This window comes from Nocardia jiangsuensis, assembly GCF_042650385.1.
GTDB lineage: Bacteria > Actinomycetota > Actinomycetes > Mycobacteriales > Mycobacteriaceae > Nocardia > Nocardia jiangsuensis.
Genome location: NZ_JBHSAX010000002.1, coordinates 212472 through 234944 on the forward strand (window position 1 = coordinate 212472; position 22473 = coordinate 234944).

21 protein-coding genes are annotated in these 22473 nt (G+C 72.8%); 11 read left to right on the top strand and 10 right to left on the bottom strand.

Annotated features, from left to right (window positions below; genetic code table 11):
• Positions 1-87 precede the first annotated feature (87 nt).
• Positions 88-6249, bottom strand: coding sequence for a non-ribosomal peptide synthetase (locus ACFO0B_RS01030; protein WP_378610335.1), 6162 nt, complete (start codon positions 6247-6249; stop codon positions 88-90).
• Between the two features lie 295 nt (positions 6250-6544).
• Between ACFO0B_RS01030 and ACFO0B_RS01035 the strand changes: the two genes are divergently transcribed.
• Positions 6545-6877 carry a hypothetical protein gene (locus ACFO0B_RS01035; RefSeq protein ID WP_378610336.1) on the top strand — a complete coding sequence of 111 codons (333 nt, stop codon included), beginning with the start codon at positions 6545-6547 and terminating at the stop codon, positions 6875-6877.
• A 3-nt stretch (positions 6878-6880) separates the two neighbouring features.
• On the opposite strand, the gene ACFO0B_RS01040 is transcribed toward ACFO0B_RS01035, so the two are convergent.
• Positions 6881-7444, bottom strand: a complete 564-nt coding sequence (locus ACFO0B_RS01040; protein WP_378610337.1) for a DUF305 domain-containing protein — start codon at positions 7442-7444, stop codon at positions 6881-6883.
• Between the two features lie 74 nt (positions 7445-7518).
• Positions 7519-8109 carry an AMIN-like domain-containing (lipo)protein gene (locus ACFO0B_RS01045; RefSeq protein WP_378610338.1) on the bottom strand — a complete coding sequence of 197 codons (591 nt, stop codon included), beginning with the start codon at positions 8107-8109 and terminating at the stop codon, positions 7519-7521.
• Positions 8110-8222: 113 nt separating this feature from the next.
• Here ACFO0B_RS01045 and ACFO0B_RS01050 point away from each other — a divergent pair, with 113 nt between their 5' ends.
• On the top strand, positions 8223-9371 hold the full coding sequence (locus tag ACFO0B_RS01050; protein WP_378610339.1) for a class I SAM-dependent methyltransferase: 1149 nt from the start codon (positions 8223-8225) through the stop codon (positions 9369-9371).
• Positions 9372-9465: 94 nt separating this feature from the next.
• Positions 9466-10335, top strand: a complete 870-nt coding sequence (locus ACFO0B_RS01055; RefSeq protein ID WP_378610340.1) for a Bax inhibitor-1/YccA family protein — start codon at positions 9466-9468, stop codon at positions 10333-10335.
• Positions 10336-10393: 58 nt separating this feature from the next.
• Here ACFO0B_RS01055 and ACFO0B_RS01060 read toward each other — a convergent pair whose 3' ends face one another.
• From ACFO0B_RS01060 to ACFO0B_RS01070, 3 genes are all read right to left on the bottom strand, one after another.
• Positions 10394-11614: an acetyl-CoA C-acetyltransferase gene (locus ACFO0B_RS01060; RefSeq protein WP_378610341.1), complete on the bottom strand. Its 1221-nt coding sequence runs from the start codon at positions 11612-11614 to the stop codon at positions 10394-10396.
• Between the two features lie 48 nt (positions 11615-11662).
• Positions 11663-12565, bottom strand: a complete 903-nt coding sequence (locus tag ACFO0B_RS01065; protein WP_378610342.1) for an SGNH/GDSL hydrolase family protein — start codon at positions 12563-12565, stop codon at positions 11663-11665.
• Between the two features lie 77 nt (positions 12566-12642).
• A complete protein-coding gene (locus ACFO0B_RS01070) occupies positions 12643-13104 on the bottom strand; it encodes a hypothetical protein (RefSeq protein ID WP_378610343.1) in 462 nt (153 codons plus the stop codon).
• A 96-nt stretch (positions 13105-13200) separates the two neighbouring features.
• Here ACFO0B_RS01070 and ACFO0B_RS01075 point away from each other — a divergent pair, with 96 nt between their 5' ends.
• Genes ACFO0B_RS01075 through ACFO0B_RS01090 form a run of 4 tightly spaced genes read left to right on the top strand, consistent with a single transcriptional unit; the run spans position 13201 to position 15949 of the window.
• The gene (locus ACFO0B_RS01075) at positions 13201-13407 is read left to right on the top strand and encodes a hypothetical protein (RefSeq protein ID WP_378610344.1); all 207 of its coding nucleotides are present in this window, start codon (positions 13201-13203) and stop codon (positions 13405-13407) included.
• Between the two features lie 39 nt (positions 13408-13446).
• Entirely contained in the window at positions 13447-14322 is an 876-nt protein-coding gene (locus tag ACFO0B_RS01080) for a hypothetical protein (protein ID WP_378610345.1), read from the top strand.
• Positions 14312-14512, top strand: a complete 201-nt coding sequence (locus ACFO0B_RS01085; protein WP_378610347.1) for a hypothetical protein — start codon at positions 14312-14314, stop codon at positions 14510-14512. Before ACFO0B_RS01080 ends, ACFO0B_RS01085 begins: the two co-directional genes overlap by 11 nt.
• Before the next feature lie 48 nt (positions 14513-14560).
• Positions 14561-15949 carry a cystathionine beta-synthase gene (locus tag ACFO0B_RS01090; RefSeq protein ID WP_378610348.1) on the top strand — a complete coding sequence of 463 codons (1389 nt, stop codon included), beginning with the start codon at positions 14561-14563 and terminating at the stop codon, positions 15947-15949.
• Positions 15950-15980: 31 nt separating this feature from the next.
• Here the strand turns inward: ACFO0B_RS01090 and ACFO0B_RS01095 are convergent, their stop codons facing one another.
• Entirely contained in the window at positions 15981-16400 is a 420-nt protein-coding gene (locus ACFO0B_RS01095) for a DUF4254 domain-containing protein (protein WP_378610349.1), read from the bottom strand.
• Positions 16401-16557: 157 nt separating this feature from the next.
• Positions 16558-17757: an acyl-CoA dehydrogenase family protein gene (locus ACFO0B_RS01100; RefSeq protein WP_378610350.1), complete on the bottom strand. Its 1200-nt coding sequence runs from the start codon at positions 17755-17757 to the stop codon at positions 16558-16560.
• Positions 17758-17831: 74 nt separating this feature from the next.
• On the opposite strand from ACFO0B_RS01100, the gene ACFO0B_RS01105 reads away from it, so the two are divergent.
• The gene (locus ACFO0B_RS01105) at positions 17832-18977 is read left to right on the top strand and encodes a cystathionine gamma-synthase (RefSeq protein ID WP_378610351.1); all 1146 of its coding nucleotides are present in this window, start codon (positions 17832-17834) and stop codon (positions 18975-18977) included.
• 141 nt (positions 18978-19118) lie between these two features.
• Here the strand turns inward: ACFO0B_RS01105 and greA are convergent, their stop codons facing one another.
• Both greA and ACFO0B_RS01115 read right to left on the bottom strand, forming a co-directional pair.
• Entirely contained in the window at positions 19119-19610 is a 492-nt protein-coding gene (gene greA, locus ACFO0B_RS01110) for a transcription elongation factor GreA (RefSeq protein WP_233020386.1), read from the bottom strand.
• Between the two features lie 251 nt (positions 19611-19861).
• On the bottom strand, positions 19862-20365 hold the full coding sequence (locus ACFO0B_RS01115) for a DUF4307 domain-containing protein (RefSeq protein ID WP_378610352.1): 504 nt from the start codon (positions 20363-20365) through the stop codon (positions 19862-19864).
• A 140-nt stretch (positions 20366-20505) separates the two neighbouring features.
• Here ACFO0B_RS01115 and mca point away from each other — a divergent pair, with 140 nt between their 5' ends.
• From mca to ACFO0B_RS01130, 3 genes are all read left to right on the top strand, one after another.
• Positions 20506-21390, top strand: coding sequence for a mycothiol conjugate amidase Mca (mca, locus tag ACFO0B_RS01120; RefSeq protein WP_378610353.1), 885 nt, complete (start codon positions 20506-20508; stop codon positions 21388-21390).
• Positions 21390-21674, top strand: a complete 285-nt coding sequence (locus tag ACFO0B_RS01125; RefSeq protein WP_378610354.1) for a hypothetical protein — start codon at positions 21390-21392, stop codon at positions 21672-21674. Before mca ends, ACFO0B_RS01125 begins: the two co-directional genes overlap by 1 nt.
• Before the next feature lie 126 nt (positions 21675-21800).
• Positions 21801-22403 carry a TIGR03086 family metal-binding protein gene (locus ACFO0B_RS01130; RefSeq protein WP_378610355.1) on the top strand — a complete coding sequence of 201 codons (603 nt, stop codon included), beginning with the start codon at positions 21801-21803 and terminating at the stop codon, positions 22401-22403.
• The last annotated feature ends 70 nt before the right edge of the window (positions 22404-22473 follow it).

Sequence of the window (22473 nt, forward strand, 5' to 3'; positions counted from 1 at the left end):
GGGACTCCGTTTCAATTCGGCGGTTCGCGGTCGGTGACACCGACGGAATATCCGTCGCGGTCAGGTAAGAAACCTGGTCGGTACGGACTACGAGGGTATCCCTGCCGGGGCCGGAATGAACCCCGACGCCAGGAATTCCCGGACATACGCGGCCAGAACTTCCCGGTCGACCGGTCGGCGGCGCACGCCGGTGCCTGACAGCATCGCCCGTGTGTGCTCGTCGCGCCAGTCGAGATGCACCGGCAGCCCGGCGAAATCGGTGGTGAGCAGGGCGGCGCGGGTGAGGGTGTCGTCACCCGCGGCCTCGCGGAGCCGCGATTCCCGCTCCAGGGCGTCCCGCACGCGCTCCAGGGAGACGATCTCGACCGGGACTCCCTGCTCCCGCAGAATGTCGTAGATCGCCGACACCGCAACGGGTTCCGGGTTCACCAAGTGGTAGACGGTCTCGGTGCCCGCTCGGCCCGCCATGGTGACGACGGCGTCGGCGACGTAGTCCACCGGCACCAGCGAGACGGCGGCGTCCCCGAGGTCGGGAGCCATGCCGAGGACGGCGGTGGCGCGCAACAGGTTCCACAGCGCGTCGGAGGTGCTGTTGACCCCGGCCGATGCGGTGCCGCTGATGGTGCCCGGCCGGTAGATACGGGCGGGCAGCCCGCGCTCGGCGGCCTTGCGGACCAGCTCCTCCGCGGTCCACTTGGACGCGATGTATCCGCTCGCGGGCAGCTCGTCGGCGGTGAGCCTGGTGTCCTCGGTGATCGGCCGGTCGGCGGCGCGGACGGCGGTGTTGATGGTGGAGACGAAGTGCAGCGGCTTGATCCGGCCGGTCCGGGCGAAGCGCAGCACCTCGCGGGTGCCGTCGACGTTCGCCGCGCGCAGCCGCGCGTACGGCTCGATGTGGTTCACCCGAGCGCCGTTGTGGTGCACCACGTCGATCTCGGCGGCGAGCCGCTCGTAGTCGGCGGGGGCGAGGCCGAGCCGCGGCGCGGCGAGGTCGCCCGGCACCGGCCGGACCCGCTCGAAGCCGTCCTCGCGCAGCCGGTACCGACGCAGCGCGGCCAGCACCCGCTCCACGGCCTGCGCCTCGGAACCGGCTCGGACCAGGCAGTACACCGTGGCGGGGGTGCGGTCGAGCAGCGCGCGCAGCAGGTGCGCGCCGAGGAAGCCGGTGGCGCCGGTGAGCAGCACCGCGCGCGGGGTCATGGTGAACGGTGAGATGTCGTCGTCGAGCACGGCGTCGTCGGCGGGGTTCGCGGCGGCCGCGGTCTCGGCGCCGGTGATGTAGCCGGCCACGCCCGCCGCGGTCGGGTCGCCGAGCAGCGCCGCCATCGGCACCCGCCGCCCGAGATCCCTGGTCAGCCGTTGGTGCAGGGAGAAGGCGAGCAGCGAGGAGCCGCCGAGGTCGTAGAAGTCGTCGGTCACCCCGACCTCGGGCAGCCCGAGCACGTCGGCGAAGGCGGCGGCGACGGTGGCCTCCAGCGGGGTGCGCGGGGCGACGAGGGCGCGGGAGGCGAAGACCGGGCTCGGCAGCGCCGCGCGGTCCAGCTTGCCGCTGGTGTTCACCGGCAGCTCGGCCAGCACGACCACCGCCGCAGGCACCATGTACGAGGGCAGCGCGGCGCCGACGGCGCTGCGCAGCGCGTCCGGGTCGAGCGCGGCGCCCGGCGCCGGGACGACGTAGCCGACCAGGTGGTCGCCGGTGTCGCCGGTCTTCACCACCACCGCGGCCTGGCCGACCCCGGCCTGCGCGAGCAGCGCGGCCTCGATCTCGCCCAGCTCGATGCGGTGCCCGCGCAGCTTGACCTGGAAGTCGGTGCGGCCGAGGTAGTCGAGCGTGCCCTGCGGGCTCCAGCGCACCAGGTCGCCGGTGCGGTACATCCTGGTCCCGGCGTGGTCGTACGGGTTCGCGACGAAGCGGTCCGCGCTGAGCGCCGCCCTGCCGTGGTAGCCGCGGGCCAGCTGCACGCCTGCCAGATACAGCTCGCCGACGGCACCGACCGGCACCGGGCAGAGCCGCGAATCGAGCACGAGCACCCGGGAATTCCACTCCGGGACGCCGATCGGCACCCGCGGCGCGGCATCGTCGGCCGGGCCGACCCGGTGCTCGGTGATGCTCACCGCGGCCTCGGTCGGGCCGTAGACATTGTGGATCCGGGCGGCGCAGCGCTGCGCGAAGGCGCGGGCGGTCTCCGGGGGCAGCGCCTCGCCGATGACGAAGATGTCGCGCAGCGTGCTCAGCTCGGCCGGCTCGCAGTGCGCGGCGAAGGCGGCCAGCATGGACGGGACGAAATCGGTGAGCGTGCAGCGGTATTCGGCGATCAGGCGGGAGAGCGCGCCGGGGTCGCGATGCTCGTCCGGCCCGGCGAGCACCAGCGTCGCGCCGGAGCGCAGCGGCAGGAAGTGCCCCCAGAGCGAGACGTCGAAGGTGCCCGGCGTCTTCTGCAGGTACACGTCGGCGGCGGTTACCCGGTACTCGTGCCGCATCCACTCGATCTGGTTGACGATGGCGCGGTGCGTGATCACCACGCCCTTGGGCTTGCCGGTCGAGCCCGAGGTGTAGATGAGGTAGGCGGGGTTGTCCGGGTGCAGCGGGGCGGTGCGCTCGGCGTCGGTGACCGGGCTTCCGGCGAAGCCGGCGAGATCGAGGGTGTCGATCAGCTCGGCCGGCGCCGCGGTGAAGGCGTCGGAGCCGGTGGAGAGGATGCAGACCGGCTGCGCGGAGTCCAGCACGTAGCCGATCCGCTCGGCCGGATGGCCGGGGTCGATCGGCACCCACGCCGCACCGGCCTCGACCACCGCGCAGAGCGCGATGTACTGGGCGAGCGAGCGCCGCATGGCCACCGCCACCACCGTCTCCGGCCCGACCCCGCGCCCGATCAGCCAGCGCGCCAGCCTGCTCACCGCGCCGGAGAGCTCCGCGTAGGTGAGCGACCCGCCGGCACCCGTCACCGCGACGGCGGCCGGGCTGCTCGCGGCGAACCGGTGCAGCGGCGCGAGCAGCGACTCCGCGGGCACCGGCCGCACCGGCCCGGTCGACCAGGCGCGCAGCAGCCGCAGCTCGCCCGGCTCGATGACGTCGAGCTCGCCGACCACCCGGCCCGGCTCGGCGGCGATCTGCTCCAGCAGCCGCAGGTAGCCGCCGAGGAAACGCTCGACCGTGGCGGCGTCGAAGAGATCGGTGGCGTAGGTGAAGCGGACCACGATCGGCCCCGGCGAGCCGTCGTCGGTGCGCGATTCGACCACGGCGATGTGCAGGTCGGTCTTGGCGGTCTTGGTCTCCAGGTCGAACCCGGAGAACGTCACCCCCGCCATCGCCATGCGCGCCTCGGAGAAGTTCTGGAAGGCGAAGCCGACCTGATAGAGCGGGTGCCTGCCGGGTGAGCGGAGCGGGTCGACGGCATCGACCACGTGCTCGAACGGCACCTCGGAGTGCGCGAAGTTGACCAGGTCGCGCGCCCTGGTGCGGCCGAGCAGCGCGCCGAAGCTCTCGCCGGGATCGACCCTGGTGCGCGAGACGGTGGTGTTGACGAACATGCCCACCACGTCGTCGAGCGCCGCCTCGGCCCGATTGGTCATCGGCACCCCGATGGTCACGTCGGTGACGCCGGAGAGCCGGGCCATCAGCACCGCGAGCGCCGTGCGCATGACCATGAAGACGGTCGCGCCGTGGTGCCGCGCCACCGTGCGCAGCGCGCCGTGCAGCGCGGCCGATGCCTCGCGCTGCACCGCGGCGCCGCGCAGTGAGGCCACGGGGGGACGCGGGCGGTCGGCGGGCAGCTCGAGATCGTCCGGGATGCCTGCGAGCTCCCGCTTCCAGTAGGCGAGCTGGCGGGCGAGCGGGGACTCCGGGTCGTCGCGGGAGCCGAGCACGTCGCGCTGCCACAGCGCGTAGTCGGCGTACTGCACGGCGGGCGGCTTCCAGGCCGGCGGGGTGCCCGCGCTGCGCGCCGCGTAGGCCGCCGCGATGTCGCGGGCGAGCGGCGCCAGCGACGACCCGTCGGCGCAGATGTGGTGCATGGCACAGACCAGCACGTGCCGGTCGCCGGTGCGGAGCAACCCGACCCGCAGCGGCACCTCGCGCGCGACATCGAAACCACGCCAGAGGATTTCGTCGACCCAGGCGGCAACGGCGGGGGAGTCCGGCTCGGCGGTGGCCTCGTGCACCCGGAGCGCGGAGAGCGCCGCGTCGGGGTCGAGCACCACCTGGTGCGGGCCGTCGGCGTCGGCCGGGTACCTGGTGCGCAGCGATTCGTGCCGGATCACCGCGTCGGCGAAGGCGGCGTGCAGCGCGGGGACGTCGAGCGCGCCGGTCAGGGTGAGCGCGAAGCCGAGGTTGTCCACCGCGGAGGCGGTGTCGAACTGGTTGCGCAGCCAGAACCGCAGCTGCGCGGGGGAGAGCGGGATCCGGTCCGGCCGCGCCCGTGCCAGCAGCGGCGGGCGGGCCGGGTCGAAGAGTTCGGTGCGCACCGCGACCGCGAGCCCGGAGACGGTCGGGTGGTCGAAGACCAGCCGCGGCGGCACCTGCGCGTTCAGCGCGTCGCCGAGCCGGGCCGCGACCTGGGTGGCGAGCAGCGAATTGCCGCCGACCACGAAGAAGTCGTCGTCGGCGCCGACCCGCGGCCGGTCGAGCACCGTGCGGAAGGCCTGCGCGACCAGCTCCTCGCCTGCCCCTGATGGCGGGCGGTAGGGCGATTCGTCCACCGGGCGGGCGCGCAGCGCGGTGCGGTCCGCCTTGCCGGAGGTGGTCAGCGGGATGCGGTCGAGCAGCGTGATCGCGTTCGGCACCATGTAGCGCGGCAGCACCCTTGCCACCGCGTCGGCCAGCGCCGCCGGGTCGGGGGCGCTGCCCGGCTCCGGCTCGAGGTACGCGACCAGCGCGGTGTCGCCGCCGGGCGAGCGCCGGTCGACGACGACCGCCGCGCGCACGCCGGGCTGCGCGCCGAGCGCGGACTCGATCTCGCCGAGCTCGATCCGGAACCCGCGCACCTGGACCTGCCGGTCCAGCCGCCCCAGGTACTCGAAATCCCCGGTCCCGTTGCGCCGCACCAGATCTCCGGTCCGGTAGAGCAGCGCGCCGTTCGAGTCGGCGACGAAGCGCTGCGCGGTGAGCGCGGGCCGCCCGCGGTAGCCGCGGGCCAACCCGGGGCCGCCGAGGTAGAGCTCGCCCGCCACGCCGACGCCGACCGGGCGCAGCTTGGTGTCGAGCACCCGGCAGTGCACGCCGGGCAGCGCGGCGCCGATGGTCACCGGGGAGCCCGGCGTCATCGGGCCTGCGAGCGTCGCGGCGACGGTGGCCTCGGTCGGGCCGTAGGCATTGAACAGGGCGGTGTGCGCCGCCCAGCGGTCGGCGAGCACCGGCGGGCACGGCTCGCCGCCGACCACGAGCACCCGCAGCGCGGGCACGCCCGCGGGGTCGAGGGTGGCCAGCGTGGACGGGGTGAGGAAGGCGTGCGTGACCTCGTGCCCGGCCAGCAGGGCGGCCAGGTCGCCGCCGCCGAGCACGGTGGGCGGCGCGATCACCATGGTCGCGGCGGCGCCGACGGCGAGCAGCAGCTCCAGGATCGAGGCGTCGAAGCTCGGCGAGGCGAAGTGCAGCGTGCGGGCCTCCGGGGTGAGGCCGAAACGAGTGACCTGTTCCACACAGAGCCCGGCGAGCCCGGCGTGCGTGACGGCGACGCCCTTGGGCTGCCCGGTGGATCCGGAGGTGTAGATCACATAGGCGGTATCGGAGGCCCGGAGCACGGTCGGGCGGTCCAGGTAGGAGATCGGGTCGGCGGGCGCGGCGGCGATCAGGGCCGCCGTCTCCGCGGTGTCGACGGTGAGCCAGGGGAGCCGATCCGGCAGGGCCCCCGCGTGTGCCCGGTCGGTGACGCCGAGCAGCGCGCCGCAGTCCCGCACCTGGTAGTCGAGGCGCGCGGCGGGCAGCGCCGGGTCGATCGGGACGTAGGCGGCGCCGGTCTTCGCCACCGCCCAGAGCGTGACGACGGCATCGATCGAGCGCGGCAGTGCCACCGCGACGGCGGCCTCCGGGGCCGCGCCCTCGGCCAGCAGCACCCGGCCCAGCCGGGTGGAGCGGTCGTCGAGGGCGCGGTAGGTGAGCGAATCGTCCCCGCAGACCACCGCGGTACCGTCCGGATTGCGCTCGGCGGCAGCGGCGAGCAGGGCGGCGAGCGTGGCCGCGCGAGCGGCGGGCGCCCGCCTGTTGCGGGCGCGGCGCGAGGACGGTGGCGTGTGCCGGGTACTGCTGGTCACGATGAACGTCCTGTCGAGCGAGGCCTAAACGGGCCGAATACTACGGCCGTCGACTCGAGCCCGCTACCGCGCGCTTCCCGGTGCGAAGATTTCCGCGGTGCCGATAGTTTGCCGAGGCAAGAACGCATTTCATAGCCATTCGGTATGTAGCCATGAATTCGCGGCGACAATCGAGCCCTTCCGAATGGATGCGCCGGGCACTGTTCGGGCGCATTCGTCGAAGGGTGGGCCGCTGTTTCGCGGTGCCGGGCGCGGGCATCCGCCGAATACGGCTCGACGAACGAAGGTGTGTGTAATGCGCGAAGCGCAATGGGAGATCCCGCCGCTCGACGGCGCCGCCGACATCGCCCGCAGCCGTGGCCGCGGCGCCGGTTCGACGCTCGCGGACTCCAGGAACTGGGCGGGCTTCGGGCTGCTCGGCATCGGCGGCCTCGCCGCCGTGATCGCCGCGATCACCTCGCTCGGCGGCTGGTCGGAGGGCGCGCTGTTCCTCGTCGTGATCGCGGTGGTCGCGGTGCTGACCGGCGCCGCCCTGGTTTTCGAGCAGCGCAGGAAGCAGCAGCAGCGCGAGCGGAGCCGGGAGCTCAACGGTGAGGTGTGGCGGCAGACGGTGCCGCCGCGGGTCTGATCCTCAGCCCCGCAGCGCCTGCGCGGCGGTGATCCCGGCCTGCCGCGCGGCGACGATGTCCCTCGCCAGCGCCTGGGTCTCCGCGTCGATCCCCGCGGCCAGCTCGGATTGCGCGAGGGCGACCGCGCGGCCGTGGTGCTCGATCACCAGATCCAGCCACTGTCCGTCGAATTCCGGACCTGCCGCCGAGGCCACCCCGGCGATCCGTCCCGGACCGAGCAGCGCGAGCTGCCCCGACCCCGCGACCGTCGTATCCGCCCGCTCGCCGAACCGGTCGAGCAGCGCGGTGATCCGATCCGTCTCCGGACCGCGGTCCGCGCGCAGGGCGACGGCGAGTTCGCGAACCCGCTGATCCGTCGCCCGCTCCGCGGCCAGCCCGGCGATCTCCGCCGACTGCTCCTGCTGCGCGGCCATGCCGTGCAGGAACTCGACATCCCCGCGCTCCAGGCCGTTCCGCACGGTGGTCGGGGCGGGGGGAGGGCCGGAGTCGCCGCCACCGCAGCCGGTGGCGAGCAGCGCGGCCGCCGCGACGAGCGCGGCCGAGAGCAGGCGGACGATGATCTTCACCCGGGGTACTGTGCTGCCTCCCCCGGCAGGGGGGAACGGATCGGCGCGGCTCCGGCGGTGAAGATCAATGCCGGTCAGGGGGTCGCGATATCCACGATCAGCCGCGTCGGATTGTTCGCCGTGCGCACCTCGAAGGGCGGCCGGTCACCGCGCACCCCGATGAAGGACTGGGTCTCACCCTCGAACACGATGGTCCGGTACACCCCGGTCACCCCCGGTGCCTGCGGGTCGCGCACCGGCTCGGAGTTGTCGAACGGAATCACGCCGGTGTCGAAGGGGTAGGCGGAGCCCAGGATTCGCACCTCGAGGACCGAATCCGCGTCCAGGTCGAGGACCGTTCCGCTGCCGTCCTGCACCGCCCGGTCGGTGTACTCCACCACCCAGCCGGGCGTTCCGGTGCCGCCGAGGTCGTAGACCACCCGCTCGAACCCGGGGTGGTGGCCGATCCGGACACCGGTGACGGTGAGCATCGCGCCGCGGCTCTTGTCGCCCCGCTTCGGCTGCGCGTCGGCGGGGACCGGCTCGGGGGCCGCGGTGGGCGCGGGGGCGTCGAGCGCGGTGCTGACCGAACCGGGCGAGGGGGCGAGCTCCGCCGAGCCGCTGTCGTCACAACCGGTGAGCACGGCGGCCACGGCGAGAACCGTCAGCAGCATCGGGGTCCGCATCGGCCGATGATAGGCCCGCGAGCGGGCCATTTCCGGGATGTGGGCGCGCGCCGCGGTTCGCGGGGGCGGGGTCGGTGCGACGCGGGGGCAACGATCCAGCACACTTGAGAGCCGTGGGCGATGTGGACGACGTGCTGGGCCGGTTGCGCCGGTATCCGGATGTGGAGGCGGCGAACCTCTATGCCGTCGACGCCGCCGACCGCCTGCTGCTCGACGTGGCGGCGGATGCGCTCGCCGGGGCGGGCGCGGGCCGGGTCGCGGTGATCGACGACGGCTACGGCGCGCTCACCCTCGGCGCCGCCGTCTCGCACGACCTGCACGGCATCCGGGTGCACCAGGACGTGCTCACCGGGGAGCTCGCGCTCGCCGCCAACGCCCGCGCGCTCGAGCTCTCCGGGCGCTACCGGGGCCACCCGCTCGGCGCCTCGCTGCTCACCGGCGCCACCGTCGTGCTGCTCCGGCTGCCGCGCGGGCTGGCCGGGCTCGCCGAGATCGCCGACGCCGTCGCCAGGTACGCCGACCCCGGTGTCCTCGTCTTCGCCGCGGGCCGGGACAAGTACCTCACCCCCGCCATGAACGAGGTGCTCGGCGAGAGCTTCACCGAGGTGCGCGCCAGCCGGGGGCGGCAGAAATCCCGCGCGCTGCTGGTGTCGGGGCCGAGGCCGGTGGGCGAGCCGCGCTTCCCGGTGCGCGAGCACCTGGCCGAACTCGGGCTGGACGTGGTCGCGCACGGCGCCGCCTTCTCCGGCCCCAAGCTCGATATCGGCACCCGCTTCCTGCTGCGGCACCTGGACCGGATGAAGCCGGACGCCCGCAACGCGATCGACCTGGGCTGCGGCACCGGCATCCTGGCGGTCGCGCTGGCCCGCTCGCGGCCGCGGATCACCGTCACCGGCACCGACCAGTCCGCCGCCGCGGTGGCCTCGGCCGTGGCGACGGCGGCGGCGAACGGGGTGGCCGAGCGGGTGCGCGTCGTCCGTGACGACGCCATGGCCTCGCTGCCGCCGCAGAGCGCCGATCTGGTGCTCTGCAACCCGCCCTTCCACATCGGCGCGGCCGTGCACACCGGCTCCGCGATCAAGATGTTCACCGCGGCGGGCCGGGTGCTCCGGCCCGGCGGTGAGCTGTGGACCGTCTACAACAGCCACCTGAACCACCGCGGCGTGACGGCGCGGCTGGTCGGCCACACCGAGGTCATCGCCCGCAACCAGAAATTCACGGTGACAAGATCGGTACGTGGTTTACGGGACGTAGAACGGTAGAGTCCGAATTGTCCGCTGACCGGGAACTGTTTCCGGGGGGCGGGCGTTGTACGGACCAGCAGTAGACGCGATCCGGACTCGAGAAAGGGATCCCTTGCGTACCTCCTCCAATCCAGTCTTCCGGCGCCTGCCTCGGCAGGAGGGAGTGGGCGGTTACGCGAACTTCGGTTCCGGCGTAGCCGGTGCCGGCCAGTTCGGCCAGCAGCAGCCGCACGGCCAGTACCCGCCGCAGCAGTACGGTGAGGCGCCGCAGTACCAGGCGCCGCCGGCCACCAGGTCGATGACGATCGACGACGTGGTGACCAAGACCGGCATCACCCTCGCGGTGCTCGCCGTCTCCGCCGTCATCTCCTACGCGCTGACCAACGCCAACACCTCGCTGGCGCCCGCCTTCGTGATCGGTGGCGGTCTCATCGGGCTGGTCCTGGTGCTGGTGGCGACCTTCGGCAACAAGATGGACAACCCGGCCATCGTGCTGTCCTACGCCGTGGCGGAGGGCTTCTTCCTCGGCGCGCTGTCCTTCATGTTCACCAATATCGAGTTCGGCGGCGCGGGCGGCAGTGCGCTGATCGGGCAGGCGGTACTCGGCACCTTCGGCGTCTTCGCCGGCATGCTGGTGGTCTACAAGACCGGCGCCATCCGCGTCACGCCGCGCTTCACCCGCATGATCGTCGGCGCCCTGATCGGCGTCGTGGTGCTGGCGCTGGGCAACCTGGTCGCGAGCTTCTTCATCGACGGCGGCCTCGGCCTGCGGGACGGCGGCCCGATCGCCATCATCTTCAGCCTGGTCTGCATCGCGATCGCCGCGTTCAGCTTCCTGCTCGACTTCGACGCCGCGGATCAGCTGATCCGCGCGCAGGCGCCGGAGAAGGCGGCCTGGGGCGTGGCCTTCGGCCTGACCATCACCCTGGTCTGGCTCTACGTCGAGATCCTGCGGCTGCTGAGCTACTTCCAGAACGACTAGTCACCGACGCGAAGCGGGGCGGTCACCGATCGGTGACCGCCCCGCTTCGCGTGCTAGCTCAGCTGAGCCGCTCGATGATGAGTGCCATGCCCTGGCCGCCGCCGACGCACATGGTCTCCAGACCGAACTGCTTGTCGTGGGTCTGCAGGTTGTTGATCAGCGTGGTGGTGATCCGGGCGCCGGTCGAGCCGAAGGGGTGGCCGAGCGCGATGGCGCCGCCGGAGACGTTCAGCCGGTCCTCGTCGATCTTCAGCTCGCGGGCGGAGCCGAGGACCTGGACGGCGAAGGCCTCGTTGATCTCGACCAGGTCGATGTCGTCGATGGTCTTGCCCGCCAGTGCCAGCGCGCGCTTGACCGCCTCGATCGGGCCCAGCCCCATGATCTCCGGGGAGAGCCCGGAGACGCCGGTGGAGACGATCCGGGCCAGCGGGGTCAGCCCGAGCTCCTTGGCCTTGGTGTCGCTCATGATCACCAGGGCCGCGGCGCCGTCGTTGAGCGGGCAGCAGTTGCCCGCGGTGACGGTGCCGTCGGGGCGGAAGACCGGCTTGAGCCCGGAGACCGCTTCGTAGGTGACCCCGGCGCGCGGGCCGTCGTCCTTGGTGACGACGGTGCCGTCGGGCAGGGTGACCGGGGTGATCTCGCGCTCGAAGAACCCCGACGCGATGGCGGCCTCGGCGCGGTTCTGCGAGCGCACGCCCCAGCGGTCCTGCTCCTCGCGGGTGATCCCGGTGGAGGTGGCGACGTTCTCCGCGGTCTGGCCCATGGCGATGTAGACGTCGGGGATCAGCCCGTCCTCGCGCGGGTCGTGCCAGATGCCGGAGCCGCCCTCGGCGGTCTTTGCCGTGCGGGCCTGAGCCTCGGCGAAGACCCCGTTCTGGGTGTTCGGCCAGGAATCGGCCGAGCCGTTCACATACCGGGAGACGGTCTCCACCCCGGCGGAGATGAACACGTCGCCCTCGCCGGCCTTGATGGCGTGGAACGCCATCCGGGTGGACTGCAGCGAGGAGGCGCAGTAGCGGTGCACGGTGGTGCCGGGCAGGGTGTCGTAGCCCAGCTGGACCGCGACCACGCGGCCGATGTTGAAGCCCTGCTCGCCGCCGGGGGAGCCGCAGCCGACGATCAGGTCGTCGATCGTGGCCGGGTCGAGGGCGGGCACCTTGTCGAGCGCGGCGCGCACGACCTGGGTCGTGAGGTCGTCCGGCCGCAGCTCCGCCAGCGAGCCCTTGCGGGCCCGGCCGATCGGGGAGCGCGCGGTCGAAACGATGACGGCCTCTGGCATGAGGACTCCTTTGTCGTGGTGCGAATTCGGTTACTCGCCAGTAGAAATCTACGTGGCGCGGGCTCGGTCCGAAAGGCGTCGCGCGCCGGGCGCCGGCGCGTCCGGTGCCTCGGCCTGGTGCAGCAGCCCGGCCTCGACGCCGAGCGCCGCCAGCAGCGCGGGCAGCAGGTGCTCGGCGGCCAGCGCGTAGCCGGCGGCGGACGGGTGGAAGCCGTCGGCGGCGAAGAGCAGCTCGGGGGCCTCGCGGAACCGCGGCGCCAGCAGGTTGCCCATCGGGACCGGGTGGCCGCCCGCGGCGCGGGTGGCCGCGGTCTGCGCCCTGGCCAGGCGGACGCTCCAGTTCTCCACCACCGCGCGCAGCGGCTGCGCGATGGCGGTGACGATGCCGAGGTCCGGGCAGGTGCCGACCACGACGACGCTGTCCGCGGCGCGCAGCCGGGTCACCGCGGTGCCGAGCCGGGCGGCCGACAGGCGGATCGAGTGCTTCTTGGTGACGTCGTTCGCGCCGACCAGGATGACGGCGGCGTCCGGCGGGGGGCCGGCCACGAACATGGCGTCCACCTGGCCGGCCAGCCCCTTGGAGGTGGCGCCGGAGATGGCCTTCGTGCTCAGCCGGATGCGGTTGCCGGTGGCCTCGGCCAGGCCGCGGGCCAGCCGGACGCCGGGCACCTCCTCGGCGCTCAGCGCGCCGAGCCCGGCCGCGGTGGAGTCGCCGAAGATCATCAGGTGCAGGTCGAACTCGCGGCCGGCGCGCCAGCGCTGCGGCGGCTCGCCGCCGGGGGCGTAGATGCCGTCGGCCTCGGGCGGCTTGGAGCTGTCCCTGCCGATCACGCCGCGCGCCGCGCCCGCCTGCTCCATGAGCTTGCGGTACCCGAACCACCAGGCCGTGCCCGCGCCGGAACCGGCGAGCACCGCGCCCGCTCCCGCCGCGGCGGCGGCACGCCAACCCATGCGAGGAACACCCACGTTTGCGCATTCTACAAACCGGGCGGCCCGAGCGGCGGCGCCGATGCCGTTCCGTGGGACGGTCAGCCCGCGACGTCGAAGGTGCCGCGGGCGGGGACGCTCGCGTTGTCGGTGGTCACGGTGACCTCGATCCGCCCCGGCCCGGTGTCCTGGAACAGCGCGTACTGGATGCTGCCGTAGATCCCGGTGACCACCAGGTTCTCGTAGACCCCCGTCGCGCCGGTGTTCAGGTTGCGCCACGCGATCGTGGTGCGGACCTCGCAGAGCGGGGCGAACGGGTAGATGCCTGGCCCGACGCCGGCGACCGGCTCGGCCCGCATGTTCAGGATCGCCCGGCCCGGATACTGCGGGCCGGTATCGGCCCAGGTGCGCACGCTGGTCCAGCACAGCCCGCCGCGCGCCAGCGTCGGCACCTGCGGGAATTCGACGGTGGCCGCGGCGGCCTGCGCCCCGGCCCCGAGCGTCGTCGCCACGGCCGCCCCGGCCAGGACGGTGGCTGCGCGGGCGATGGTGAGCTTCCTCATGCCCTCCGATCCTAGGGGCTCGTACGGGGGTGCGGGGGGCGGCGAGTCCGGCGTGCCTACAACGGGGTACGAGCCACTCGAGCGAGGAGCGGACAGATGCACCCCGACACCCCGAAACCGTCCGGCGACGGCAGACGCCCCGGCGCCACCGCCGTCCCGGTCCTGGTCTTCCTGACCTCGGCCGCGCTCGCCGCCGCGAGCGCCGCGCACGGCGACTTCGGCGCCGCGGTCACCGTGTTCAGCGGCGGGTGCGCGCTCGCCGGCCAGCTCGCCAGGAGCGGGCGGGGAGATCCGGAGGCGTGAGCGCCTACAACAACGCATACTCCGAGAAGGGGGAGTCCCATGACCACAGAACCGGTCGGCAGGAGCGCCTACGGTCCCGGCCCGCCGGGCGACGGCGCGCTCTTCGAGCTGCTGCGCGCCGAGAACTTCGCCGGGCCCGCTTGGGATCGCTTCGCCACCGAGGTCTGCCGCTACGGCATCGCCGTGCTCGGTGCCTGGCTGGCCACCGGCGAGATCGGCCGCCGGGCCGCGGCGGCAGGCGTGCCGCTCACGCTCGGCGCCGAGGAGCGCGCCCGGTTCCTGCGCGATCGCGAATTCCGCGCGGAGTTCGTCGACGTCGCCGTTGCGGAGGCGCTCTTCGCCTTCCGCGCGGAATCGCGGGCCGGCACCGGTTGGCGTTCCGACCGGGGTGCGAGCCTGACGACCTGGTTCGCCGCGAAGTGCGCGATCGCGTTCGTCAACGAGTTCAAGAAGTACCGGCGTGCGGAGGTCAGACACCACCTGACCCTCTCCGCCGTCCGCCGGGAGACCGAGCAGGCCGCCGATCCGGCCCGCCTGGTCACCGACCGTGCGGTACTGCGCGAACACCTGCTCCGGCTGCCCCAGCGCGACCGGAACATTGTCTGGGGGAAGGCCTGCGGGCACACGCACGCGGAGGTCGCCGAGCTGTTCGGCGAGCCGTCGGCCCGCGCCGTCGAGCGCCGGTGGGCGGTGCTCAGAGCACGGGAGCCGTGGATCGGCCGTCTCCTGGAGAGGAGTGGACATGACGAAGAAGACGGAGAACGACCACCCGCGGGCTGCCGCGGCGCCGGACAGCACGGAGACGCTGCTCGCGGCATCGTCTTTCGGGACCGCACCGGCGCGGGCCGTGATCACCCGGGTCCCGCCGGGGCGGGCGGCGGAGGTGCGGGACCGCGCGCACCGGATGGTGGATGAGTCGGCGCGGGCGGCGGTGCTGGCGCAGCGGCTGGCCGGGATCCTCGGCCCTGAGTTCGCGGCGCTGGTGGCGGCGACCTCGCCGCGGCACGCCATCGGCACCCTGCTCGCCGCGCGCGGCGCCGAGCCGGTGGCGCGGGAGCTGGGGATGTCGGTGGACGACCTGATCAACCAGGTGCCCGGGCGCTGAGCGGAACGCGAAGCGGCACGTCCGGGCGGCTTCTGCAACGATGGAGCTATGCGCATCGCGGAGCACGTCGTCGACCTCATCGGCAATACCCCGCTGGTCCGGCTGAACTCGGTGGTGGGGCCGAACGCCGGGCTGGTGGCGGCCAAGATCGAGTACCTGAACCCGGGCGGCAGCTCGAAGGACCGGATCGCGGTCAGGATGATCGAGGCCGCCGAGCAGTCCGGCGAGTTGCGCCCCGGCGGCACCATCGTGGAGCCGACGTCGGGGAACACCGGGGTCGGGCTGGCGCTGGTGGCGCAGCAGCGCGGCTACAAGTGCGTCTTCGTCTGCCCGGACAAGGTGAGCGAGGACAAGCGCAACGTGCTGCGCGCCTACGGCGCCGAGGTCGTGGTCTGCCCGACCGCCGTCGCGCCGGAGCACCCGGACAGCTACTACAGCGTCTCCGATCGGCTCGTCCGCGAGATCGACGGGGCCTGGAAACCGGACCAGTACTCCAATCCCGGTGGGCCGCGGAGCCACTACGAGACCACCGGCCCGGAGATCTGGGCCGACACCGAGGGCAGGATCACGCACTTCGTCGCCGGTGTCGGCACCGGCGGCACCATCACCGGCGCCGGCCGCTACCTCAAGGAGGTCTCCGAGGGGCGGGTGCGGGTGATCGGCGCCGACCCGGAGGGGTCGGTGTACTCCGGCGGCACCGGCAGGCCGTACCTGGTCGAGGGCGTCGGCGAGGACTTCTGGCCGTCGGCCTACGACCCGAAGGTCGCGGACGAGATCATCGCGGTCTCCGACGCCGACTCCTTCGACATGACGCGGCGGCTGGCCCGCGAGGAGGGGCTGCTGGTCGGCGGCTCCTGCGGCATGGCCGTCGTCGCCGCCATCGAGGTGGCCCGGCGTGACCCCGACGCCGTCGTGGTGGTGCTGCTGCCGGACGGCGGCCGCGGCTACCTCTCCAAGATCTTCAACGACCGGTGGATGAGCTCCTACGGCTTCCTGCGCGAGCGGCTGGACGGCGCGGCCGAGCCGCTCGTCGGCGACGTGCTGCGCGGCAAGTCCGGCGAGCTGCCCGACCTGGTGCACACGCACCCGTCGGAGACCCTGCGCGACGCCATCGAGATCCTGCGCGAGTACGGCGTCTCCCAGATGCCGGTGGTCGGCGCCGAGCCGCCGGTGATGGCGGGCGAGGTGGCGGGCAGCGTCTCCGAGCGCGACCTGCTCTCCGCGGTGTTCGAGGGGCGGGCGCACCTCACCGACTCGGTGGCCAAGCACATGAGCGCCTCGTTCCCGCTGATCGGCGCGGGCGAGCCGATCTCGGCCGCCACCAAGGCGCTGTCCGAGACCGACGCGCTCATGGTGGTGGAGGAGGGCAAGCCGGTCGGCGTCATCACCAGGCACGACCTGCTCGGGTTCCTCAGCGTCGGCGCGATCGGCAAGTAGTTCGGACGCTCCCCGCGTGGGGCCGCCCCGGTCAGCGGCTGGTGGCGGTGCCGCGCTCGGGCAGGTAGCCCGCGACGAGATCGCTCCATTCGTCGGCCAGGATGGCCAGCCGGTACCAGGCGGCGTGCACCCTGGTCTCGGCGACCTTGTCGCAGCTGTGCAGGAGGTGTCCGGCGTGCACGTGCGCCGCTGCCATCCGATCCAGCAGCGCGCCGAGCGAGACGCCGCGCACCCGCGCGGGCCGGGCGGCATCGGTCCAGAGGTCGACGGCGGCGACGAGTTCGGCTCGGCGGCAGTCGATTCCGGCTGCCGCCAGCGGGTCGAGGTGCCGCTGCCGGTGCAGTTCGGCGAGCAGTGCGGCCGATCGGATCACCGGGTCGTCGCCCGCTTCGGCCGGAGCGGCGAAGGCGGCCAGTAGTTCTCGGCGGTCCGGGAGTTCAGCATCGCGCATCGGAGTCTCCCGGCGTAGCGGGAAGAGCGAACGGCAGTGTGCACACGGTGCACCTCCTGGAACGACCGGTGGAGCATGGTCGTTCCAGGATGCGGGACATTTCGGGCTATCGGGTGACCGCGGGGTGACCCCCCGATGACGCTTCGTGACACGGTGCTCAGCGGAAGGCATTGCTCCCGGTGAGGGCTTTGCCGAGGGTGAGCTGGTGCACCTCGGCGGTGCCCTCGTAGGTGAGCACCGACTCCAGGTTGTTGGCGTGCCGCAACACCGGGTAGTCCAGCGTGATCCCGTTGGCGCCCAGGATGGTCCGGCACTCGCGGGCGATCGCGATCGCCTCCCGCGTGCTGTTCAGCTTGCCCGCGCTCACCTGCTCCGCGGTGAGCTCGCCGCGGTCCTTGAGCCGCCCAAGGTGGATGGCGAGCAGCTGCCCCTTGCCGTACTCCAGCGCCAGGTCGGCGAGCTTCGCCTGGGTGAGCTGGTAGGCGGCCAGCGGCTTGTCGAAGACCTCGCGGCTGCGCGAGTACTCGATCGCCGCGGCGAGGCAGTCGCGGGCCGCGCCGAGCGCGCCGAAGACGATGCCGAAGCGCGCCTCGCCGAGGCAGGCCAGCGGCGAGGAGAGCCCGCGCGAGCCGGGCAGCACCGCGTCGGCGGGCAGCCGGACCCCGTCGAAGTTCAGCTCGGCGGTGATCGAGGCGCGCAGCGAGAGCTTGCGGTGCATCTCCCGCGCCACGAAGCCGGGGGCGTCGGTCGGGACGAGGAAGCCGCGCACCACCGGGCGGCCGCCCTCCTCGTCGGGGTCGGTGTAGGCCCAGATCACCGCGATGTCGGCGACCGAGCCGTTGGTGATCCACATCTTGGCGCCGTCCAGCACCCAGTCGTCGCCGTCCCGCTTCGCGCGGGTGCGCATGCCGCCGGGGTTGGAGCCGAAGTCCGGCTCGGTCAGCCCGAAGCAGCCGAGCAGCTCGCCCGCGGCCATCCCGGGTAGCCACTGCTGCTTCTGCTCCTCGGAGCCGTAGCGGTGGATGGCGGTCATGGCCAGCGAGCCCTGCACCGAGACCATGCTGCGGATGCCGGAGTCGACCGCCTCCAGCTCCTGGCAGGCGAGGCCGTACGCGGTGGCGGAGAGCCCGGCGCAGCCGTAGCCGTCCAGGTGCATGCCGAGCAGCCCGAGTTCACCCAGCTCAGGGGCGAGTTCGCGGGCCGGGAAGGTGCCCGCCTCGAACCAGTCGGCGACGTGCGGGCGCAGCCGCCGGGCGGCGAAGGCGGCGACGGTGTCGCGGATCTCCCGCTCCTCCGGCTGCAGCAGGGCATCGGTCGCGAACAATTCGTCGAGGGTGCGGGGTGTGTCGGGCGCCATCCGGTCAGCGTAACCAGGCGGGCACACGCACCCCCCGGGAATGGGACGCCGGTGCCCGGTTCTAGGCTGGGGCCATGAGCGAGCTGGGATTCTCCACCCGCGCCGTGCACGCCGGGTTCGAACCGGACCCGCAGACCGGCGCGGTGAACGTACCCATCTACGCGAGTTCGACCTTCGCCCAGGACGGCGTGGGAGGGTTGCGCGGCGGGTACGAGTACGCCCGCACCGGTAACCCGACCCGCACGGCGCTGGAGGCAAACCTCGCGGCCCTGGAGCTCGGCCGGTACGGCCGCGCCTTCGCCTCCGGGATGGCCGCGACCGACTGTGTGCTGCGGGCGCTGCTGCGCCCGGGCGATCACATCGTCATCCCCGACGACGCCTACGGCGGCACCTTCCGGCTGATCGACAAGGTGTTCACCCAGTGGGGCATCGAGCACTCGCCCGCGCACATCGCCGACCTGGACGCGGTCCGGGCCGCCGTCCGGCCCGACACCAAGCTGATCTGGGTCGAGACCCCGACCAATCCGCTGCTCACCATCGGTGACATCGCGGCGCTGGCCGACGTGGCGCACACCGCGGGCGCCCTGCTCGTGGTCGACAACACCTTCGCCACCCCCTACCTGCAGACCCCGCTGACCCTCGGCGCCGACGTCGTGCTGCACTCCACCACCAAGTATCTGGGCGGGCACTCGGATGTGATCGGCGGCGCGCTGGTCACCGACGACGCCGAGATCGACCAGAAATTCGCCTTCCTGCAGAACGGCGCGGGCGCGGTGCCGGGCCCGTTCGACGCCTACCTGACGCTGCGCGGCGCCAAGACGCTGGCGCTGCGGATGGAGCGGCACTGCGACAACGCCGAGCTGATCGCCGAGTTCCTCGCCAGGCACCCGGCCATCTCGACCGTCATCTACCCGGGGCTGCCCGAGCATGCCGGGCACGGCGTCGCGGCCAAGCAGATGCGGCGCTTCGGCGGCATGCTCTCGGTGCGGCTGCACGGCGGCGAGGAGGCCGCCCGCCGCTTCTGCGCCGGGACGAAGGTCTTCACGCTGGCGGAGTCGCTGGGCGGGATCGAGTCGCTGATCGAGCACCCGGGCGCCATGACGCACGCCTCCACCGCGGGTTCACAGCTGGAGGTCCCCGCCGACCTGGTGCGGATCTCGGTCGGTATCGAGGACGCGGCCGACCTGCTGGCCGATGTCGAGCAGGCGCTCGCGCAGTAGGGGAACACGAACATGAACCAGCGGCCGCACTCGAGTATCGGGTGCGGCCGCTGCTGTTCAGGTGGCCCCGGACTCCGGCCTCGGCCGGGAAGCCGGCGCGGTAGCGCGGGGCCGCGGCACTCCGCGCCCCCGCGGAGCGGCTCAGCTGTGGTAGGGCTCCGCGCTGACCAGCGTCACCTTCATGGTGTTGCCGTTGGGCAGGTTGTACTCCCTGGTCTCGCCGACCTTGGCGTCGATCAGCGCGCCGCCGAGCGGCGAGTTCGGCGAGTAGGTCTCCAGGTCGGAGTGGCCGAGCCCCTCCTCGCGGGTGGCGATCAGGAAGGTCTCGGTGTCGCCCTCGTCGCCGTCGTAGTAGACCTTGACGACCGAGCCGGGCAGCGCGACGCCCGACTTGGTCGGCGCGACGCCGACCTTGGCGGTGTTCAACAGTTCCTGCAGCTGCCGGATGCGGGCTTCCTGCTGGCCCTGCTCGTCCCGCGCCGCGTGGTAGCCGCCGTTCTCCTTGAGGTCGCCCTCCTCGCGGCGCTCGTTGATCTCGGCGGCGATGACCGGACGGTTGGCGATGAGCGCGTCGAGTTCGCTCTTGAGCCTGTCGTGCGACTCCTGGGTCAGCCAGGTCACATTCTCGGTCATCTCGATCACTCCCTAGTAGTTGTTCCCGGCGCGCCGGGATTCCCTGAACACCGCTGCTGTACCCACCGGGGCAGGCGGGCACGCATCGGCCGACGGCTGGACGCGATCGGAGGGTGTCGTGCTTTCCGGAATGCCTCGCGCTGGCCGCCAATGCAGCAAACACGGCTCCGGGTTCCGGAACCGTGTGTCAGGCCATTCTAGCATGACTCACAAATATGCAGGTCAAGTCGATTTTGTGCGGCCGGATCGGGTCAGTCCGCGCGCAGGTACCCCGGAACGGTGGTAGAGCAGGCGTAGACGCTGCCCGAGGCGGGCCGCTCCGAGGAGCGGATCACGGTGGCGACCTCGACGGTGCCGTGGACCGAGGGAGTGACCAGCACTTCGCGCCTCCCGGTCTCCTCGCCGTCGCGCGACATCACCCGGACGATGCAGACCACCGGCTGCGCCGGATCGTCCCTGGTGACCTTGATCCGCAGGTCGAGCGTGGAATCGTCGACGACGACGTAGCCGAGCTGCTCGGCCTCGACGTCCGTCGGGCCGAACTTCTGGTAGCCGAGGAAGCCGACGCCGACCCCGGCGGCGACCACCAGCACCCCGAGCCCGGCCGCGATGGCGCGGCGGCGCCGCGGCTCGGTGCGGCCCGCCCCGCCGTAGCGCTCGGCCCTGCGGCTCGCGCGGCGCCGCTCGGCCTCGGCGATCTCCGCCTGCGTCGCGGGTTCAGGCGCAGCACCTGCTCGCGAGCTCGAGTCGGTCATCGTCGGACGCTCCCGGGGGTGGTCGGAATACAGCGGGGTTTGGATGGAACTATAGGTAAGCGAGGATCGGGTGCCTCACGGCACCGAGACGAGACGGCGGAGAGCGCGAGGTAGACGGTGAGCGACGGAGTGAACAGGACGTGAGCGGGCTCCGGCTGATGGCGGTGCACGCGCACCCCGACGACGAGTCATCCAAGGGCGCCGCGACGACGGCCAAGTACGCCGCCGAGGGCAACGAGGTACTCGTGGTCACGCTGACCGGCGGCGAGGCGGGCAGCATCCTCAACCCGGCCATGGACACCCCCGGCGTGCTGGAGCGGATCCACGAGATCCGGCGCGAGGAGATGGCCGCCGCCGCGGCCGCGCTCGGGGTGCGCCAGACCTGGCTCGGCTTCGTGGATTCCGGTCTGCCGGAGGGGGATCCGCCGCCGCCGCTGCCGGAGGGCAGCTTCGCGCTCGTCCCGCTGGAGGAGGCGACCGAGGCGCTGGTGCGGGTGGTCAGGGAGTTCCGGCCGCACGTGATGACGACCTACGACGAGACCGGCGGCTACCCGCACCCGGACCACATCCGCTGCTACGAGGTCTCGGTGGCCGCGTTCGAGGCGGCGGGCGACCCGGCGCGGTTCCCGGGCGCGGGCGAGCCGTGGACCCCGCTCAAGCTGTACTACAACCACGGGTTCAGCCTGCGCAGGCTGGAGCGCTTCGCCGAGGAGTACGACCGGCTCGGCGAGCCCTTCCCGCTGCAGGAGTGGCTGGACCGCTCGCGCAAGTACGCGGTGGAGCGCGGGGACGTGATGTCGCGGGTGACCACCCAGATCGAGTGCTCGGAGTACTTCCCGCAGCGCGACGGCGCGCTGCTCGCGCACGCCACCCAGATCGACCCGAACGGCGCCTTCTTCGCGATCCCGCTCGACCTGCAGAAGCGGGTCTGGCCGACCGAGGAGTTCGAGCTCGCGCAGACCAGGGTCAAGACCGCGCTCCCGGAGCACGACCTGTTCGCCGGGATCGGGGACGAGCACCGGTGATGTCCGCGCTACCGCTGCTCACCGAGGTGCTCGCGCAGACGCCAGGCACCCCGACCGGGCCCGAGTTCGGCAAGGCGTCGCCGCTCGGGCTGATCATCGTGCTCGTGCTGCTCGCCGGGACGTTCCTGCTGATCCGGTCGATGAACCGGCACATCAGGGGGCTGCCCGCGACCTTCGAGCCGGAGCATCCGGAGCCGGACCAGGATGCCGACGACGGCACCGAGCACGGCATCGCCCGCACCGAGCCGGATCCGGACGGAAAGCGGCGCGAAGGGTCGGGCTGACCGACAATCCCGGCCTGCCTTGTCAACCCGGGCGGCTGTGCGGTGCGCGCCGCACAATTTCGGGTTTCCATTGGTGAGCGGTGTGTATTCGGGCCAGCATCGCCTCGATCGACCAGAAGGATTCCCATGAACCGTGTGCAGGACCCCGCGATCGGCCGTATCGAGACGGAGACGGTGGTCGCCGCGATCGACCGCGCACTGGACACCGCGGGTGCCGCGGTCGCCGCGCTGGAACCCGGATCGCTCGGCGCGGCCACGCTCTGCGCCGAATGGGACGTGCACACCCTGCTCGACCACCTGGTCACCGTCATGTACGGGTCGGTCGCGGCGCTCAGCGACATCACCGGCGACGCGGAGCTGCCGGAGGACGTGCTCGGCTCCGACCCGCACGGCGCCTTCGCCACCGCCGCCGAGCTGGACCGCGCGGCCTGGAGTCGTCCGGACGCGCTGGAGCGCGCGGTGCCGACGCCGCTCGGCGAGCTGCCGGGGCCGAGCGCGGCGCTGGCGCACCTGCTCGAGCTCACGGTGCACGGGACCGATCTCGCGCTGGCGATCGGCAGGCCGGACCTCGCGGACGACGCGCTCTGTGCCGCGCTGCTGGAGGCCGTCGTCGGTGCCGGTGGGCTCGATCCCTACCGGCAGCCGGGCTGGTTCGACCCGGCGGTCCCGGTCGCCGACGACGCACCGGACCATCTGCGGCTGCTCGCCTACACCGGCCGCCGGGTCTGACGCGCGCGGTCGGCCGCCGGTTTCCCACACACCGCGACCCCGCGTCGGCTCGGCCGGCGCGGGGTCGCGA